16 protein-coding genes are annotated in these 16,384 nt (G+C 64.0%); 7 read left to right on the top strand and 9 right to left on the bottom strand.

Annotated features, from left to right (window positions below):
- Positions 1-77: 77 nt before the first annotated feature.
- From G5B40_RS05720 to G5B40_RS05690, 7 genes are all read left to right on the top strand, one after another.
- On the top strand, positions 78-722 hold the full coding sequence (locus G5B40_RS05720; protein ID WP_165096150.1) for a cysteine hydrolase family protein: 645 nt from the start codon (positions 78-80) through the stop codon (positions 720-722).
- On the top strand, positions 713-1,660 hold the full coding sequence (locus G5B40_RS05715) for an ABC transporter permease (RefSeq protein ID WP_165096147.1): 948 nt from the start codon (positions 713-715) through the stop codon (positions 1,658-1,660). Before G5B40_RS05720 ends, G5B40_RS05715 begins: the two co-directional genes overlap by 10 nt.
- Positions 1,657-2,616, top strand: coding sequence for an ABC transporter permease (locus G5B40_RS05710; protein ID WP_165096144.1), 960 nt, complete (start codon positions 1,657-1,659; stop codon positions 2,614-2,616). Before G5B40_RS05715 ends, G5B40_RS05710 begins: the two co-directional genes overlap by 4 nt.
- A gap of 42 nt (positions 2,617-2,658) precedes the next feature.
- Positions 2,659-3,711, top strand: a complete 1,053-nt coding sequence (locus G5B40_RS05705; protein ID WP_165096141.1) for a substrate-binding domain-containing protein — start codon at positions 2,659-2,661, stop codon at positions 3,709-3,711.
- Positions 3,712-3,757: 46 nt separating this feature from the next.
- A complete protein-coding gene (locus G5B40_RS05700) occupies positions 3,758-5,248 on the top strand; it encodes a sugar ABC transporter ATP-binding protein (protein WP_165096138.1) in 1,491 nt (496 codons plus the stop codon).
- Positions 5,245-6,063 carry a carbon-nitrogen hydrolase family protein gene (locus G5B40_RS05695; protein WP_165096135.1) on the top strand — a complete coding sequence of 273 codons (819 nt, stop codon included), beginning with the start codon at positions 5,245-5,247 and terminating at the stop codon, positions 6,061-6,063. The genes G5B40_RS05700 and G5B40_RS05695 overlap by 4 nt, the downstream gene beginning before the upstream one ends.
- Before the next feature lie 291 nt (positions 6,064-6,354).
- Positions 6,355-6,999, top strand: coding sequence for a hypothetical protein (locus G5B40_RS05690; protein ID WP_165096133.1), 645 nt, complete (start codon positions 6,355-6,357; stop codon positions 6,997-6,999).
- Here G5B40_RS05690 and G5B40_RS05685 read toward each other — a convergent pair.
- The 9 genes from G5B40_RS05685 to ugpA all read right to left on the bottom strand — a co-directional run bounded on the left by G5B40_RS05685 (position 6,938) and on the right by ugpA (position 16,311).
- On the bottom strand, positions 6,938-8,002 hold the full coding sequence (locus G5B40_RS05685) for an ABC transporter ATP-binding protein (protein ID WP_165096130.1): 1,065 nt from the start codon (positions 8,000-8,002) through the stop codon (positions 6,938-6,940). The two genes, G5B40_RS05690 and G5B40_RS05685, sit on opposite strands and share 62 nt — an antisense overlap.
- Before the next feature lie 67 nt (positions 8,003-8,069).
- Entirely contained in the window at positions 8,070-8,960 is an 891-nt protein-coding gene (locus G5B40_RS05680; protein WP_165096127.1) for a LysR family transcriptional regulator, read from the bottom strand.
- 106 nt (positions 8,961-9,066) lie between these two features.
- Complete coding sequence (locus G5B40_RS05675; protein ID WP_246209829.1) at positions 9,067-9,771, bottom strand: HAD family hydrolase; 705 nt, start codon at positions 9,769-9,771, stop codon at positions 9,067-9,069.
- 751 nt (positions 9,772-10,522) lie between these two features.
- Positions 10,523-11,230, bottom strand: coding sequence for an HAD-IA family hydrolase (locus tag G5B40_RS05670; protein WP_165096122.1), 708 nt, complete (start codon positions 11,228-11,230; stop codon positions 10,523-10,525).
- Positions 11,223-12,098 (bottom strand): class II fructose-bisphosphate aldolase, encoded by an 876-nt coding sequence (locus G5B40_RS05665; RefSeq protein ID WP_165096120.1) that lies wholly within the window; start codon positions 12,096-12,098, stop codon positions 11,223-11,225. The genes G5B40_RS05670 and G5B40_RS05665 overlap by 8 nt, the downstream gene beginning before the upstream one ends.
- A 35-nt stretch (positions 12,099-12,133) precedes the next feature.
- On the bottom strand, positions 12,134-13,798 hold the full coding sequence (iolC, locus tag G5B40_RS05660) for a 5-dehydro-2-deoxygluconokinase (protein WP_165096117.1): 1,665 nt from the start codon (positions 13,796-13,798) through the stop codon (positions 12,134-12,136).
- A complete protein-coding gene (locus tag G5B40_RS05655; protein ID WP_165096114.1) occupies positions 13,795-14,556 on the bottom strand; it encodes a glycerophosphodiester phosphodiesterase in 762 nt (253 codons plus the stop codon). The genes iolC and G5B40_RS05655 overlap by 4 nt, the downstream gene beginning before the upstream one ends.
- Positions 14,557-14,568: 12 nt before the next feature.
- Positions 14,569-15,417 carry a sn-glycerol-3-phosphate ABC transporter permease UgpE gene (gene ugpE, locus G5B40_RS05650; protein WP_165096112.1) on the bottom strand — a complete coding sequence of 283 codons (849 nt, stop codon included), beginning with the start codon at positions 15,415-15,417 and terminating at the stop codon, positions 14,569-14,571.
- Between the two features lie 9 nt (positions 15,418-15,426).
- Complete coding sequence (gene ugpA, locus G5B40_RS05645; protein ID WP_165096109.1) at positions 15,427-16,311, bottom strand: sn-glycerol-3-phosphate ABC transporter permease UgpA; 885 nt, start codon at positions 16,309-16,311, stop codon at positions 15,427-15,429.
- Positions 16,312-16,384: the final 73 nt, after the last annotated feature.

The following is a 16,384-nucleotide window of genomic DNA, read 5'->3' as shown; positions in this document are numbered from 1 at the left end:
CCCGGATTGTCACCACTAAATCGAACGCCGCATGTCGCCATGCTCTTCATCCAATCCCGCGATGACGGGGGCCGATGATGGCGCCGAAATCGAGGATCGCAGCCGACTTGCCGGGGGCGGAAAGGGTTCTTCAGCCGGCGCTCATCGTCGTCGACATGCAGAACGACTTTGTGCGCGAGGGCGCGCCGCTGGAAGTGCCCGACGCGCGCGCGACCATTCCGGCGATCCGCAGTCTTATCGAGGCGTTCCGCGCCCGGTCGCGCCCGGTCATGTTCACCCGTTTTCTGTCGCGGGAGGAGGAAAATCTCCTCTGGCTCTGGTCGCCGCAATGCCGGCCCGACACGAAATGCTGCTGGCCGGGGCATCGCCGCGCCTACGCCGACGCCGAGGCGCCGCGCGGCGCCGCCGACGTGATCGACGAATTGCCTGTCGAGCCGGGCGACGCGGTCATCGACAAGTTCGGCTACGGCGCGTTCCACGGCACCGATCTCGATGCGCGGCTGCGCGACGCCGCCGTGTCTTCGCTCGTCGTCACCGGGACCGTAACGCAGATCTGCGTCGAAGAGACCGCGCGGGAAGCTTTCCACCATGGCTATCGGACGGTGATGGTGCGTGATGGAGTGTCGTCCTTCGCGCCCGATCTGCATGCGGCCACGCTCAAGAATTTCGCGATGAAATACGGTTGGGTCGCGACCGCCGAGGAAGTCGTTTCATGGCTCTGAGCGCCGCCCTGCTGCGACGCCAGCCGGAGATCGGCGGAATCTGGCCGCTGTTGTTTCTTGGCGTCGGGGCGGCGGCCATCCTCGCGCCGGCGTTCCGCGATCCGGAGAACCTCGCCAATGTGATCCGGCAGGCGAGCGTCCTCGGCGTGCTCGCCATCGGTCAGTCTTTCGTCCTCGCGGCCGGGATGATTGATCTCAGCATCGGCATGATAGCGGGCCTCTCCGTGGTGCTCGGGTGCGCGCTGATCAATGGCGACGATGGGAAGACGATTCCGGTCGCCGCGCTGATGCTGGCGCTCGGCGCCGCCATCGGGTTCGTCAACGGCCAGCTCGTCAACCGGTTGCGCGTGCATCCACTGATCCTGACCTTCGGCATGCTGTCAGTGCTTCAGGGCGTCATCTTCACCTATACCGACCGGAGCGTCGGGCGTTCCTCGGAGCTTCTGTCGTTTCTCGCCAACGGCGATGTGCTCGGCGTTCCGTGCCCCGCGATTCTGCTCGTGGCGCTGCTCGCCATCAGCCATATCGCGCTGACCCGCTCGCGGTTCGGCCTCCACCTTCTCGCTGCGGGCGGCGATCCGGGCAATGCGCGGCGCGCGGGGCTGGACGTCCGCCGGATCCGGCTTGTCGTCTATGTCATCTCGGGAGCGACCGCGGCGTTGGGCGGGATCCTGCTCGCCGGCCGGCTCGGGACAGGTTATCCGCTCGCGGGGCAGGGGCTCGAACTCGATGCGCTCGTTGCGGTCGTGCTGGGCGGCGCAGCGCTTTCCGGTGGCCGCGCGAGCGCGCCCGGGGCGCTCGCCGGCGTCCTTCTGCTCGCGGTTCTCTCGAACGCGCTCAACCTGATGGGCGTTTCGGCGTTCGTGCAGATGTTCGTCAAGGGGCTGATCGTGATCGCCGCCATTGTCGCGAGCCAGTTGCAGCGGAGCAGGGCGTGAGCTTGGCGCTGGCGGAAGGCGCGCGCCGCCATCTTGCACGTCATTCGATCTTTCTCGTGCTCGCCGTGATCTTCATCGTTGCGGCGCTGAGTTCGCCCGCCTTCACCGATCCGGCCTATCTGCTCAATGTCCTGCGGCAGGCGGCGCCTGTCGGAATCGCCGCCGTCGGGGTTACGTTGGTGATGATCCTTGGCGGCGTCGATCTTTCGGTGGGCGCTGTGATTTCGCTCACCGCCGTGCTCGCCGCCGCCGTCATGGCGGGCGAAGCGGCGAACCTGCCCCTGGCGATCGCCGCCGCTAGCGCCGCCGGGTTGGCGATCGGCGCGCTGAACGGCGCGCTGATCGCCTTCACCCGCGTCTCGCCCTTCATTCTGACGCTGGGGATGGGCGTCGCGATCGCTGGCCTTACGCAAATGTATACCGGCGGAACGGCGAAAGGCGTCGTCTCGCCGGGATATCGAGAGTTCTTCAACTTCAGGCTCGGTGGAATCGCGCCAGTTCTGGCGCTCGCCTTTCTCGCGCTCGCCGCTTTCGGCGTGCTGGTCCAGAAAACTACTGTGTTCGGCCGGCGGCTCTATCTCGTCGGAGCGAACCCGGAAGCCGCCATGCTTTCCGGTCTCCCGGTGCGGAGCGTGACGGTCGTCGCTTATTCGCTCGCCGGTCTTTTCGGCGCGCTGGCCGGCCTCGCGCTCCTGGCGCGCTCGGGTGTCTCCAGCACCGTCGCCGGTCAGGGGCTCGAGTTTCAGGTGCTCGCCGCCGTCGTTCTCGGCGGGACCACGTTCGAGGGCGGACGCGGCGGCGTCGCCGGAACCGTCGCCGGCGTTCTCGTCCTCTCCATCGCATTCAACCTCGTGAACATCGCCGGACTGCCGTATCATATGCAACTGACGGTGATGGGCGCGATCATCATCGCCGCTTCCGCCCTCTATGGGCAGATGGAGCGACGATCAGACTGAAGATTCGAAACTCAACCACAGCTTGGTCAGGGAGTAGCCGCCATGTCGCTAACCAGAAGATTACTCATCACATTCGCCGCCGCCGGCCTCGTCGCCGGTCCCGCGTTCGCCGACCAGGCGGCGGAGGTGAAACAGAGAGAGCTCGCCGCGCAGATCGTCAATGGCGCGCCGTTCAAGAAGGACGGTCCCTACAAGATCGGCGTCTCTGCCGGCTACCTCTCCAACTCCTGGGTCGTCTTCGCCTTGCAGCACGTCCGCTGGGAAGCGTCGCGACACAGCGAGATCGAGGATGTGCTCGTCACCGACGCCGCATTCAATCCGGCGAAGCAGGTCGCAGACATAGAAGATCTGCTGCGTCAGGACATTGATCTGCTGATCTACTGGCCGGTGGACGACACCGCTGTCGCCGACGTTCTGAAGCGGGCGGTGGAGCAGGGGGTTCCGACGGTCCAGGCTGGGGGCGGCTTCACCGACGCCCCGGGCACGGTGACCAACGCCTACATATCCCAATGGAACCTTGGCGAGATGGTCGCGCGCCGCCTGATGGACGATATCGGCGGTGAAGGGCGTATCGTCGCCATGCTGCCGATCGCCGGCACGACGGCGGCAGTCGACCAACTTGACGCGCTGGAGACGGTTCTGAAGGAATACCCGAAGGTCGAACTCGCCTCGGTCGAATACGGCGACTGGAACCGCGCCAAGGCCAAGCAGATCACCGAGAACCTGCTGCAACGCTTCCCGAAGATTGACGGCGTGTTTTCACCGGCCGGTCAGATGTCCATCGGAATGGCCGAGGCGTTCGACGAAGCGGGCCGGCTTTCCGAGGTCACTTTCTCGCCAGGCGACGAATATAACGGCTGGATGAAATGGGTGGCCAAGCACAAGCAGGGCGGCGCCGTCACATTTCCGACCCGCGCCGGGCAGGTCGCCGTTGAGCTTGGCGTGAAACTGCTCAAGGGCGAGGACGTGGTGCGCGGCGAGGCCGTCCCCTCAGTCTATATCGCGCCCGACGCGATCGACGATTACGTTTCTCCGGACGCGCCGGACGACTGGTGGGCGAGCCAGTTGCCGGCCGAGTTTCTGCCCGAGCAATAGGGTGGGATCTGCGGCCGCGAGAGCCGGCGTTGAGGGGGCGCGTCCGTTGATCGAAACGGCGGGCCTCACCAAGCGTTATCCGGGCGTGACGGCGTTGAGCGACGTGAATCTCGCGGCCCATGCCGGCGAAATTCACGCGCTTGTCGGGGCCAATGGCGCGGGCAAGTCGACGCTGATGAACGTGCTTTCCGGTGTGACGCGGCCAACCGCCGGCGCCCTCCGCCTCGACGGCCGGGAGGTCAGCTTCGAGACGCCCGGCGCCGCGCAGGCGGCGGGGGTCGCGACGGTCTTTCAGGAACTGAGCCTGGTCCCGCAACTCTCTGTTGCGCGCAATCTTTTCCTGGGGCGAGAGGAGGTCGGCCGTTTCGGGCTGGTGGATGTCGCCGCGATGGAGCGGGACGCGGCGGAGATCCTGTCGCGCCACGCGCTGGACATCGATCCGGCGGCGACGGTCGCATCACTCAGCGTCGCCCGGCAACAGATGCTGGAGATCGCGCGCGCGCTTACGCAGGACGCGCGCATCCTGATCCTTGACGAGCCGACGGCGGTGCTGTCGCTGACCGAGCAGAACGCGCTTTTCGAGATCATGCGCCGGCTCAGCGCGGAGGGTTTGCTGATCCTCTATGTCTCGCACCGTCTGGATGAGGTGCTGGCGATCGCCGACCGGGTCTCGGTGATGCGCGACGGCCAACTCGTCGCAACGCGTCCCGCCGCCGGGCTGGAGATGGACGAGTTGGTGACGCTGATGATCGGACGACGCGGCGCGGCGTCCGGACGGGCGGCGCCGTCGGCCCGCCCGGCGCCGCGATACGAGATCGGCTACGAGACCGCGCGCGGGCGCGAGGAACTCTCGATCGGCAGGGGGGAGATACTTGGCCTCGCCGGGCTGGTGGGCGCGGGTCGGACCACCTTCGCCCGTGCGCTCGCCGGCGTTCCGACTCATGGCGCAAAGGTGACGGTCCGACGGGAGGGGCGGCCGCTGCGCCTCGGTTCCCCCCGGCAGGCGATGCGCGCGGGGATCGTCTATCTCACCGAGGATCGCAAACGCGACGGTATCTTCGCCGATCTGGACATCGTCGAGAACGCCGTCGCGTCGTCGCTCGACCGGTTCGCCCGCTTCGGGCTCCGCAACCCGGGGCGCGAGCGCGCGAGCGCGACCCGTATCCTGGAATCGCTAAAGCTGGTCGCGGGCCGTCTCGACATGGCGGTCGCGCGGCTGAGTGGAGGCAATCAGCAAAAGGTGGTGCTGGCGCGCGCGCTTCTGACCGAACCGGAACTGCTGATCGTCGACGAGCCGACGCGCGGCGTCGATGTCGGCGCCAAGGCGGAGATTCATGACCTTCTCCACACGCTCGCTGCGCGCGGCGTGACCATTCTCGTGATCTCGTCCGAGATCGACGAAGTGCTGGCGCTCGCTCATCGGGTCGTCGTCATGGCCGATTGGCGATTTGTCGCCTCCGCGCCTGCGACCGGTATGGACGAGGCGTCAATTCTTCTCGCCGCTTCGGGCGGCTCGCGTCAGGGTGAACCGACTTGAAAAACGATCAGCACCGCATCGCCGTCGCGCAGATGCATCCCGTTCCGGACGATGTCGAAGGCAATCTCGGCAAGATCGAACGTCACGTAGCCACGGCGGCCGAAGGCGGGGCCGCACTTGTCATATTCCCCGAGACGGCGACTACCGGTTACTTCATTGCGGATCGCCTCGCCCGGCTTGCCGAACCGGCGGATGGACCGACGGCGACCGCTCTCGGCGCGATCGCCAGACGCCACGCCGCGCACCTCGCCATCGGGGTTCCGCTGGCGGCGGACGACCGGGTCTTCGATGCGCAGCTTCTCTTTGGTCCGGACGGTGCGCTGCTTGCAACCTATCGCAAGGCGCATCTCTTCGCCGCGGAGCGCGACTGGTACGCCGCCGGAGATTCGCCGATGGTGGTCGAGACGGCGCTCGGCCGGATCGGAATGAGCGTCTGTTATGATCTCATCTTCCCCGAATACATCCGGAAGCTGGTCGATCTCGGCGCGGATCTGGTGATCAACAGTACGAACTGGATCACCGATGATTTCCAGCGCCAAACCTGGGGTTGGGACCGCACTATGGTCGAGGCGCTGGCGCGGACGCGGGCGCTGGAGAACGGCGTCTGGCTGGCGATGACCGGCTCTGTCGGGCCGGAGGCGGGTTTCGACTCGGTCGGCGGCTCCTGCGTCGTCGCCCCATCGGGGAAGATCGTCGCTTCCGCTGGAACCTCGGAAGGGGTCGCGGCGGCGGATGTCGCGTTCGAGAGCGAGGAGCTGGATCGATGGCGCGCGATCGCGACGTATCGGGCCGATAGAAGGCCGGACCTCTACTGATCGCCAGATATAGCGGCTGGCGTTGATGAAACGCGCGTCACGCCGAGCGGTGGGGGATGGTTGAAAAGTCTTCATTCCGTTTGCGCCCGCTTCCGGAGTTGGAGAGGGCCGCTCGGTTGACGCCGAGTTCACTGTCGAATGACTTCGGCTGGGCGTCGGCGTTGATGAACTTGATCGCACGGCCGCCGGTCTGTCGGATTTGGTCTTCATAGGACCGGTCCGAGGTGGCTCCGCTCCGTCCAGGCTTTCGTTTCCGAAGTCCAGCGCGTCGCTTGGCGCGCTGATACCCTCGTGCGGGAAGTGGCGATCGATCCGCCTCGCGATCGCTCCGACAGGGAACGGGCGGCGCGAACGGCGCAGAAACTGTCCCTGGCGGAGGCTGCCGCCGGCGACACCGAGGCGGCGCTCCGCACGGCGCGGACGAGCGTCAGCGATCTGCGCGACGCGCTGGACATGGCGGCGAGCCTGGCTGCGGCGCTGAACAATGTCGCGTGGTTCAGCCTGCTTTCGGGCGCCAGCGCCGGCGGGCTTGAGGCAGCGAACGGATCTGTCGAACGTGAGCCGGAGGCGAAAACCTGCGCGCTCATCCGCGCTCACGCCCTGATGTTCTCTGGCGACGCCGACGTCGCTCGCGCCATCTATTTCAATGTTGAGTTAACAAGTTCAGATGGCTGGCCGGATATCGGAAAGTGGACGCACATCATCACAGCGCGGCGAGTGACCGCGGAACTGGCCCTGAAGTATCGCAAGGGGCTGAGTCCAGCGTACGCAGAGGCTAGAGCGCGCGTGCCGGCGCTCAGATCTCGTTCCTCTGGCATTGTGCGATACCGTTTGCGTTCAGATCCACGCCGTTACGACCCCACGAACGATGCCACTACGCAAGGCGAATGCCGGAATCGCGTTCGAAGAGATGCGCCGCTTCCAATGATGGACTAAAATGCACCAACTCGCCGACGCGAAGGGGTTTTCGTTCACGAGAGATTGCGACCAACGTGTCGGAGCCGACCTTCGCGGTCACGTGAACTTCCGAGCCGGTCGGTTCGACCAACGTCACCACCGCAGGCACGCCCTGGTCACTCAAGCTCAGGTGTTCGGGCCTGATCCCGTAGAGCATGGGTTGCCCCGCACGGCTGCGCGGATGCGCGACGATTGGAAAGTCCACGCCGCCACTGGTGCGAAAGGCCGTGCGATCGTCGCCGACAACCGCGCCGTCGAAGATGTTCATTGATGGCGATCCAATGAACTCCGCGACAAAGCGATTGGCGGGAAAATCATAGAGGTCGATCGGCGCCCCGACCTGTTCGACCACTCCGTCGCGCAGCACGACTACCTTGTCGGCCATGGTCATCGCCTCGATCTGATCATGAGTGACGTAGATTGTGGTCGTTCCCAACTGCTGATGAAGCTGCTTGATCTCGGCGCGCATCGCCACCCTCAGCTTCGCGTCCAGGTTCGACAGGGGTTCGTCAAAGAGAAACACCTTGGGATCCCGCACAATCGCACGGCCCATCGCCACGCGTTGCCGCTGACCGCCAGAGAGTTGGCGAGGGTAGCGTTCGAGCAGCCCGCCAAGGTCGAGAATCTCCGCCGCCCGCTCGACACGGCGCTTGATCTCCGCGCGCGACTGCTTCCGCATCTTCAATGCGAACGCCATGTTCGCGGCCACCGTCTTGTGCGGATAGAGCGCGTAATTCTGGAAAACCATTGCGATGTCACGATCCTTCGGCGGAATGTCGTTCACGACCCGCTCGTCGATGAGGATCTGTCCGCCGGAGATCGCCTCAAGCCCGGCGATCATCCGCAGCAGCGTCGACTTGCCCGAACCCGACGGTCCGATGAACACCACGAATTCTCCGTCCTCGATGTCGATATCGACGTCTCTGACGACTTCGAGATCATCGTATTTCTTCTGAACGGACGATAGTTTTACCGAGCCCATATCTTCTCTCCCTCTCTTCATCGGGTTCGATCGCAAACCCGCCGCGCGCGCGGATCCTCAACTGATTTCAGACCACTTCCGTCGTGTCGCCCCTGAACGCCTCCAGGAAATGCTCTATTCCTCGGGTCTTCTCGCGGTCCTTGCGATAGATCAGTTCGATGCTCATCGTCGTCGAGCCGTCGAGAAACGGTCGACCCACCAGATTGCCCGCTTCGATTTCTTCCTGGACTGCCTGTTCAGTAATGATCGAGATGCCGATCCCGGCCCGGACAGCGCGCTTGACCGCCTCGGCGTCCGCAAGTTCGAGGATCTGGCCGATGCGACGGCCGGAGGCGCGCAGCGCTTCTTCGGCCAGCGCGCGGGTGCGTGAACCTGGCTCGCGCAGGATCAGGACTTCCTGCTCGAAATCCAGCTCGGCGTCAGGGTCCAGCGCTACGCGGTGTGTCGTCGGCACGATGATCACCAGCGGATCGGTGTAGATCGGATAGCGCACGAAAGACCGCGAACCCGGATTGACGACGATCCCCAGGTCGGACGCGCCGGAGCGTACCCTCTCGATCGCCCAGGTATTGCCGCCGATATCGAGTTGAACGTTGACATCGGAATGCAGCGCGCGGAAAGCGCCGATCGCCGTCGGCAGGTAATAGGCCGCGATCAGTTTCGTGGTCGATATAACGACCAACTGGCCGGCGCTTTTCCGCAGCAGCTCCATTTCCCGTTCAGCTTCGATTGCCAGTGCGAATATCCGTTCGGTGTATCCCAATAGCCGGACTCCCGCGGGCGTAAGCACCGGCCGCCCGTGCACCCGGTTCCAGAGCTTCAGATCACATTCCTTTTCCAGCGCCTTGATCTGGAGGGAGACCGCAGGTTGCGAAACGTTCAGCTTTCTTGCGGCGGCAGTGACACTGTCGGCTTTCGCGACTTCGTGGAACGCCCGCAGTTGTTTGAAATTAAGCATCTCTCACTCCGCATGAACATGATGCGATGCCGTCACATGGCGACAGGATCCCATCGGGTCGGGCGGAAAGCACTACAATTAATTTAATGGAGTTGCACATAAAATCTTATGGCGATCTGAGGTATTCTCTTCTGTTCGGGAGCTCCGACAGGATGCGTTGCAGGTCTTTCATCCGGGGCACGACATAGTCCGGCCTTTCGTCTCCCGGTGTCCCGTATCCCCAACTGGCGAACGCGACCGGCAGCCCGGCGCGGCGGGCTGCCTCGACATCATGGATCGTGTCGCCAACCATGATCGCGGCGCCCGGATCGGCGCCAGCGGCTTCGAGCAGCTTCAGGATATGCTGAGGATCGGGCTTCTGAACGCCGAACGTGTCCGGGCCGGCCACGTTCGCAATATGAGGCATGAGTCCCAGCGCCCGCAATATCCGCCGCGCATCGGCCTCATCCTTGTTGGTGCAGACGACGCTGATTACACCGAGATCGCCCAGGGCGGCGAGGGTTTCGGCGACGCCATCATACGGACGCGTCCGCTCGAGCATCTTGTCCGCGTAGCGTGCGCGGAACGCCGCCACCTGCCTGTCCAGCGCTTCATCCTCAAGCGTCACGGCGTTCAGCGCGAAAGCTGTCCGCATTCGGATCCGGACGCCCTCGCCGAGCAACAACGGCCATTTTGACCGCGGCACTGGCCGCAAGCCAGCCGCCGCTAGCACATCGTTCGCCGCGCCGGCCACGTCCGCCAAACTGTCGACCAGCGTACCGTCAAGGTCGAACACGACCGTACGAAACGGTCCCCCTCCTGTCGACGCCATCTGTTCCACCCCCACTTCCTAGGACAAAAAAACTTATAGTGTTTAGAGCGCAAAATTGATGACTGATGCTAGGCTGACCATAAGCGACGATCAACAGAAAATGGAAAATGCCAGCGTGGAAGCGGGAGCGCGAGCGCTCTTTCCCGGGCCAAGAAGCCGGGATCCGCCGAATTGGAGCGCCCGCCATTTCAACCGGACGATCCGGCATGATGACGTAAGGCCGAGGTCCGCGCTCGGAGGACATGTTTGCGCGGAGGGACGAATACCGCCGGATCGGCGCGAGGCGCGGCTATTTCCGCATGGTTGTCGGCGGCGACGGCGCGAAGCTTACGTCAAACACGATTCAACGCTGGGGGGAAGGAGCGGAGGCTGGAAGGGCGTTGCGTCGCGCCAGGCGAATCCATGCCGAACGGCTTCGTGGAATGCTTAAGCGGCAGGCTCCCGAGCGCCTGTTCGACAATTCGTTGGGTGCGTGTCAGCTAATCGGCGCCTGGCGTTGTGACGATAACCTCGAGCGTCCGTATAAGAGCCTTGGTGGGCGCCTTCCCTGGGCATCCGCCAATCAATTGGAAGACTACAGAATCCGAAACGGAGCCTACCGGTGATCGTGGACAATCCGGGGGGCAGGCCGGCGGCGTGATCCCCGAATCGTCGCCGGCGTCGGCGTCGGCGCGATTGCCGCCGACAAAACCAGACGGACGAATGAACGGTCGACCGGGTAGCGGATGGGAAGCGAAACGCGCGAGGCGGTTCAGCCTTGGACTAGCGCGCGGCAGAACTTGAGGTCGATCCCTTCATCAAGATTGTCGACCACCTTGTCGGCGCCGGTGAAATCCTCGTCTCCGCTATAGGCTGACCGGGTGACGATGCAGCGCATCCCCGCCGCCCGGGCCGCGGCGAGGCCGATATGGCTATCCTCCACAACGACGCAGTTGGCGGAGGGCGACTCCAGCGTATTCGCCGCCATCAGGTAGACGTCCGGCGCCGGTTTCTTGTGCGCGACCATGTCGCCTGCGAAGATCGAGATCCCGGCGGCCCGGTCAGGACCCAAGAGCACCCTGACGATCGTGGTCACCGCCCTCTCGTTCGAGGTCGAGCACACAGCCACCGCCACGCCTGCCGCCTGCGCCTCGTCGATCAGGCGCGCCACGCCGGGGCGGAGGTCGAGGGCGCCCGCCTCGATCATCTCCATAAAGAGGTCGGTCTTTAGTCGGTGCAGCTTGGCGATCAGCTCAGCCCGCCCGGTGTCCGGGACCGGCCAGCCGACATCGTCGAAATAACGCCGCATCCGCTCTTTCCCGCCGGCGGTCGACAGCAACTCGCCATACAATTCCACAGACCATTCGGCGGCGACGCCGCTGCGCCGAAACGCTTCGTTGAAGGCCGGCCGATGCCCGTCGCGTTCGGTATCGACCAGAACCCCGTCGCAGTCGAAAAGAAGCGCCGCCAGCTCAGACATCGGACAGTTCCGCCGCGCGGCCCGCCGAGCCGAAGAGGTCGATCGAAGCGGCGACGTCCTCCGCCATCGCATTGTGCTGCGCCGCGATGAAAGGCAAGGGCTCTTCCAAGGTCGGCTTTTCGGCCTTGAGTCTAGTGAACCCCTCGATGAACAGCCGCTTGTGCATCGTTGAAATGTTCACCTTGCCGCAGCCATACCCGATACAGCGGCGGAACTGCTCTTCCGACAGTCCGGTTCCGCCATGCAGGGCGATCGGCACCGGCAGCGCCGCCGTGATGCGTTCGAGAAGATCGTAGGCGATATTCGGTTCGCCCTTGTAAAATCCGTGCGCCGTGCCGATCGCCGGAGCGAATACCGCCAGATCGGGCATCTCACCGACGAAGCGCACGCATTCGTCGAAATCGGCCAGACGGGACGCATCTTCGTCCACGACCTTGTCGTCCTCAACCCCGCCGATGGCGCCGATCTCCGCCTCCAGCCCGACTCCTGCGCGTTGCGTCATCGCGTAGGCCTGGAGAGACATTTCCAGGTTCTTCTCGAAGGGCAGCGCCGAGCCGTCGAACATCACTGAAGTCCACCCGGCCTCTATGCAGCGGCGAAGCACATCGAGATCCGTGCAATGGTCGAGATGCAGGGCGACTGGAACCGGCGCCTCATCGGCCAGCATGCGCAGCCAGCCTGCGATGGGCGCGTAACCCCAGTGCCGCACGGTCTTCACCGAGACCTGCACGATCACCGGAGCCGCCTTGGCTACGGCCGCATCCACGATGGCGCGTGCGCTGTTGTAATCGATCATGTTGTAGGCGGCGATGGCGTATCCGTTCGCGCGAGCGTGGCGCAGCATTGGACCCATGGAAACGAGCGGCATATTCTTTCCTTTCTCTTTTCGTGTCTGTCGAAGGGTCAGCTGGCGTTCGGGCGCACGAACGGCGCAGCCTGCAGCGAATGTGCGCGGCACGATTCACGCAGGCGCGCAAATTCTTGCGGGTTTGTTCTGTCGCTGACCACCCCGAAGCAGGCGGGGTCCGCCTTCGCGATCATCGGCGGCGCGGAAGCAGCCTCTCCTGACGGCAATATCCACCAGTCAGGCGTGACGCCATGCGCCAGAAGCGCGTTCAGGACCGGCGCGGAATCGGGGCCGACGCCAGTGATGTCGACCAGAAAGTCCCGCTCGCTCAGCATGCAGCCGCGCTGAATCTCGACGAGAGCCCGAATCTCGTCATCGTCCGCCCCGGCCGGCGCTGCGATAACGTTCAGGCCAGCCGGCAGTTGGCGAAGCCGCTCGACCACCTCATGCGCGAAGGCGGGTAGATCGCCATCTTGGTTTCGAAGCGCCTTCCACGGCTGGCGCGAGCCGACCCCCCAGATCCCCGCCGGAAGCGCCGTCCCCGATATCGTCATGCCGAAATCCGCCAGCGTCTCAGCCAGCGCAGGGGCCGCGACGCCGCGATCGGTTTCCACCAACGCCAGCGTCTCGGCGGAGCGGCGTCCTGTCGTGTTGCGATGCAGCCTCTGAAAAGCCACCGATTCCGCAATTTCGGCGGTCTTCCCGGGGGCCGCGTCGAGAAACGCCGACAACTCACGCCACGACGGCGTCGCCGGGGCGCAGCTGTTGCGGGTGACGACTATGGCGCCGCAGGCGTTGGCGTAGCGACAGGAGCGCCGCCAGTCCTCGCCTTTGAGCCGCCCGCGCAGCAGCCCGGCCAGAAAGGCGTCACCCGCCCCCAGCACATTGACGACTTCAACCGGGAAGCCCGGTGTGATCGCCAAATCCTCCCATCGCCGCGGCGCCGGGCCGTCGATGACCGCGCAGCCCTCCGGCCCCAGTTTCATCACCATCGTCGCGTCGGTCATCGACCGGAGTTCTGACGCCGCCGCCAGGGTGTCCTCGGTTCCGCCGCCGATATGGAACTCCTCCAGGGTCCCGAGGATCAGGTCGCAGGACGGGGCCAGCCGTTGGAGCGCGTCGGTGACGCGGCGGGAGCTGACGAAGCGGGATTCGCCCACATCCTGCCCGGTCAACCCCCAGAGCACCGGACGGAAATCGAGATCCAGAATCACGTCGACGTCTCTTTCCCGCGCCTGCCGCACGACTTCATGGCAAGCCGATTCCGTTACCGGATTGGCGCAGAGAGTGCCGGTGACGACCACCGCGCGGGCCGAGCCGATGTAATCGCCGTCGATATCGCTGACGGAGAGCGCCGCGTCGGCGCAATTCTCACGGTAGTAGAGCAATGGAAACGTCTCGCTGTCCTTGACCCCAAGAAGAGCCAGAGAGGTCAAGCGCTCCGGGTCGCGCAGGATGTGCGAGGTATCGATGCCTTCGCGTTCAAGGCCGTCGAGACAGAACCGGCCCATCTGTTCGTCGCCGACCCGAGAGATCATGCCGACGTTCAGCCCAAGCCGACTGGCGCCCACGGCGATATTTGCAGGCGCGCCGCCGAGAAGCTTCACGAAACTGCGCATATCTTCCAGCGAGCCGCCGAACTGTTCGCCGTAGAGGTCGACCTGAATGCGCCCTACGCAGATCAGATCCAGCGGCCGGTCGGAGCGAGGCGAAATCGTCATGTAGTCGCCCCGGACTTCAACTGCGCGGCGCGGAACGTCGCCGCGACGTCTGGCTGGTCGCTGACGACGAAATCGATCGGCTGTCGCATCCAGTAGTCCAGTCGCGCCGGCCCGTTCACCGTCCACACCCCGACATTGAATCCAGCCTCCCGGAGGGCGGCCATGCGTTCAGCGGTCAATTCCTTGAACTGCACCGCAATGTCCCGGAATCCCATTTCCTTCAGTTCGGGCAGCCATTGGTTCAGATCGGGCTGCCACGGCTTCTGCTCCCGCGCGTACCAGAGAGCGATCGAAAATCCCTGCTCGACCAGCCCGTCCAACGCCGCCGGGCTGAACGAACTCAACACGCAGCGATCCCGCAGACCGTGCTTGTCGATCGCCGCGATCAGACGCGCCTGCATCCCTTCGTAAGGTTTCTGCGCCACATCGGTCTTCAACTCGATGCGCAGCCGGATAGAAGAGTCGCGGAGGCGCGTCAGAACCTGATCCAGACTCGGGATCGCGCCGCCGCCGCCGCGTAGCGGCGTCGCCGTCAGGTCGGCAAGACGCTTCTCGCCGATGACGCCCTCCGCTTCCGCGGCCTGATGAAGCCGCAAGTCATGGAAAACCACCGGTTCGCCATCCGAAGTAAGATGCACATCGAACTCGACCTCGCAGAAACCGCTTGCCGCCGACCATTCGAAAGCCATGAGTGAATTTTCGGCGTGAACGCAGGCCCCCCCGCGATGCGCTACAACCGAAGGCGCAATCATCGGCATCTACCCATCCCTTTACTTGTCTGAATCCACCAATCCGCGGACGAACTGCTTCTGCATCATGATCACCACCACCACAGGCGGAATCATCGCCAGCATCGCCACGGCCATGATCAGGTTCCACTTGATGACGCCATCCAGCTCATTCGCCTGGCGCGCCACCGTCATTACGATGGTGTAATAGTCCTCCGAGGACGTCACGAGCAGCGGCCAGAGATACTGGTTCCAGCCATAGATGAACTGGATGACGAATAGGGCGGCGATGGTGGTCCGGCTCATCGGCAGGATGATGTGCCAGAAGAATTTCATCGGCGACGCGCCGTCGATCTTGGCGGCGTCGATCAGTTCCACCGGGACGGTCATGAAGAACTGCCGGAACATGAATGTCGCCGTCGCCGAGGCGATCAGCGGCACGATCATGCCGCCATAGCTGTTCAACATCCGAAAGTCGGCCACCACCTGGTAGGTCGGCACGATCCGCACCTCGACCGGCAGCATCAAGGTCAGGAAGATGAGCCAGAAGGCCGTCATCCGGAACCGGAAGTTGAAGTATACGATGGCGAACGCGGCGATGATCGAGATCGAGATCTTGCCGATGCATATTCCCAGCGCCACGACAAAGCTGTTGACGATCATCTGCCAGATCGGCGTCCTCGCCGCCTGGCCGAAGCCTTCGAAGAGAACCAGACGGTAATTCTCGAGGATCTCCGAACCAGGCCATAGCGGCACCGGCGCCTGCAGCATCCGCGCGGTGGTATGGGTCGACCCGACGAAGGTGATCCATACGGGCAGCGCGATCACCAGAACGCCTGTGATCAGGACGGCGTGCGCAAAGTAGCGCGACCAGCGGGTGTCTCCAACCATCTTGCGACCTCAGTAATGAACGCGGCGTTCGATGTACTTGAACTGCACCACCGTCAGCGCCGCGACGAAAATGATCAGGATCGTCGATTGCGCCGCCGAGGAGCCGAAGTCCTGATTGCGAAAGCCGTCGATGTAGATCTTGTAGACGAGGATCTGAGTGGAACCTGACGGCCCCCCCTTGGTCAGCGCGTCTATCAGACCGAATGTTGAGAAGAATGCGTAGATCACGTTGATGACCAGCAAGAAGAACGCGGTGGGCGACAGCAGCGGAAAGACCACCGAAAAGAACCGCGTCACCGGCCCGGCGCCGTCGATCGCGGCCGCTTCGATCAGCGAGCGGGGAATGGCGTACAGCCCGGCGAGGAAAAAGATGAAATTGTAGCCGATCTGATTCCAGACGGCGGCGAAGATGACGAGCAGTTGCGCGTGGCCCGGATTGATCCGGTGGTTCCACTCCATCAACCCGAGGCTGGCCATGAAATAGGGGATCAGACCGATCGAGGGGTTGAACAGGAAGCCCCACAACACCCCCGCGACGGCCGGCGCGACGGCGTATGGCCAGACCAACAGGGTCTTGTAGACGACGACGCCGCGCAGCTGCCGGTTGGCCATAACCGCCAGGAACAAGGAAATGATCAGGCCGAGAGCGGTGACGCCGAACGAAAAGATCAGCGTGATCTTCGCTGAGTGCAGGTAGCTCTGGTCGGAGAAGAGGATCTTGTAGTTTTCGAACCAGACAAATTCGAGGCTTCCGCCGAAAGCGTCTTCGTAGGTGAACGCCTGAATGATCGCGATGATCGAGGGCCAGACAAAGAACGCCAAAGTCACGAAGAGCTGCGGAAGTAGCAGGACGTATGGCAGTATCTTGTTGTCGAATGCAGCCGTGTTTCTCATGCGCCTCCCCCTTCCGCATTGCGGCTCCGGCCGGGCCGCGTATCGGACGGCGCCATCGACAGGCGCCGCCCGC

It is taken from the genome of Pikeienuella piscinae, assembly GCF_011044155.1.
In the GTDB taxonomy this organism is placed as follows: Bacteria; Pseudomonadota; Alphaproteobacteria; order Rhodobacterales; family Rhodobacteraceae; genus Pikeienuella; species Pikeienuella piscinae.
The sequence above is the reverse complement of the archived record's forward strand: the minus strand, read 5'-3'. Positions and strand labels throughout refer to the sequence as shown.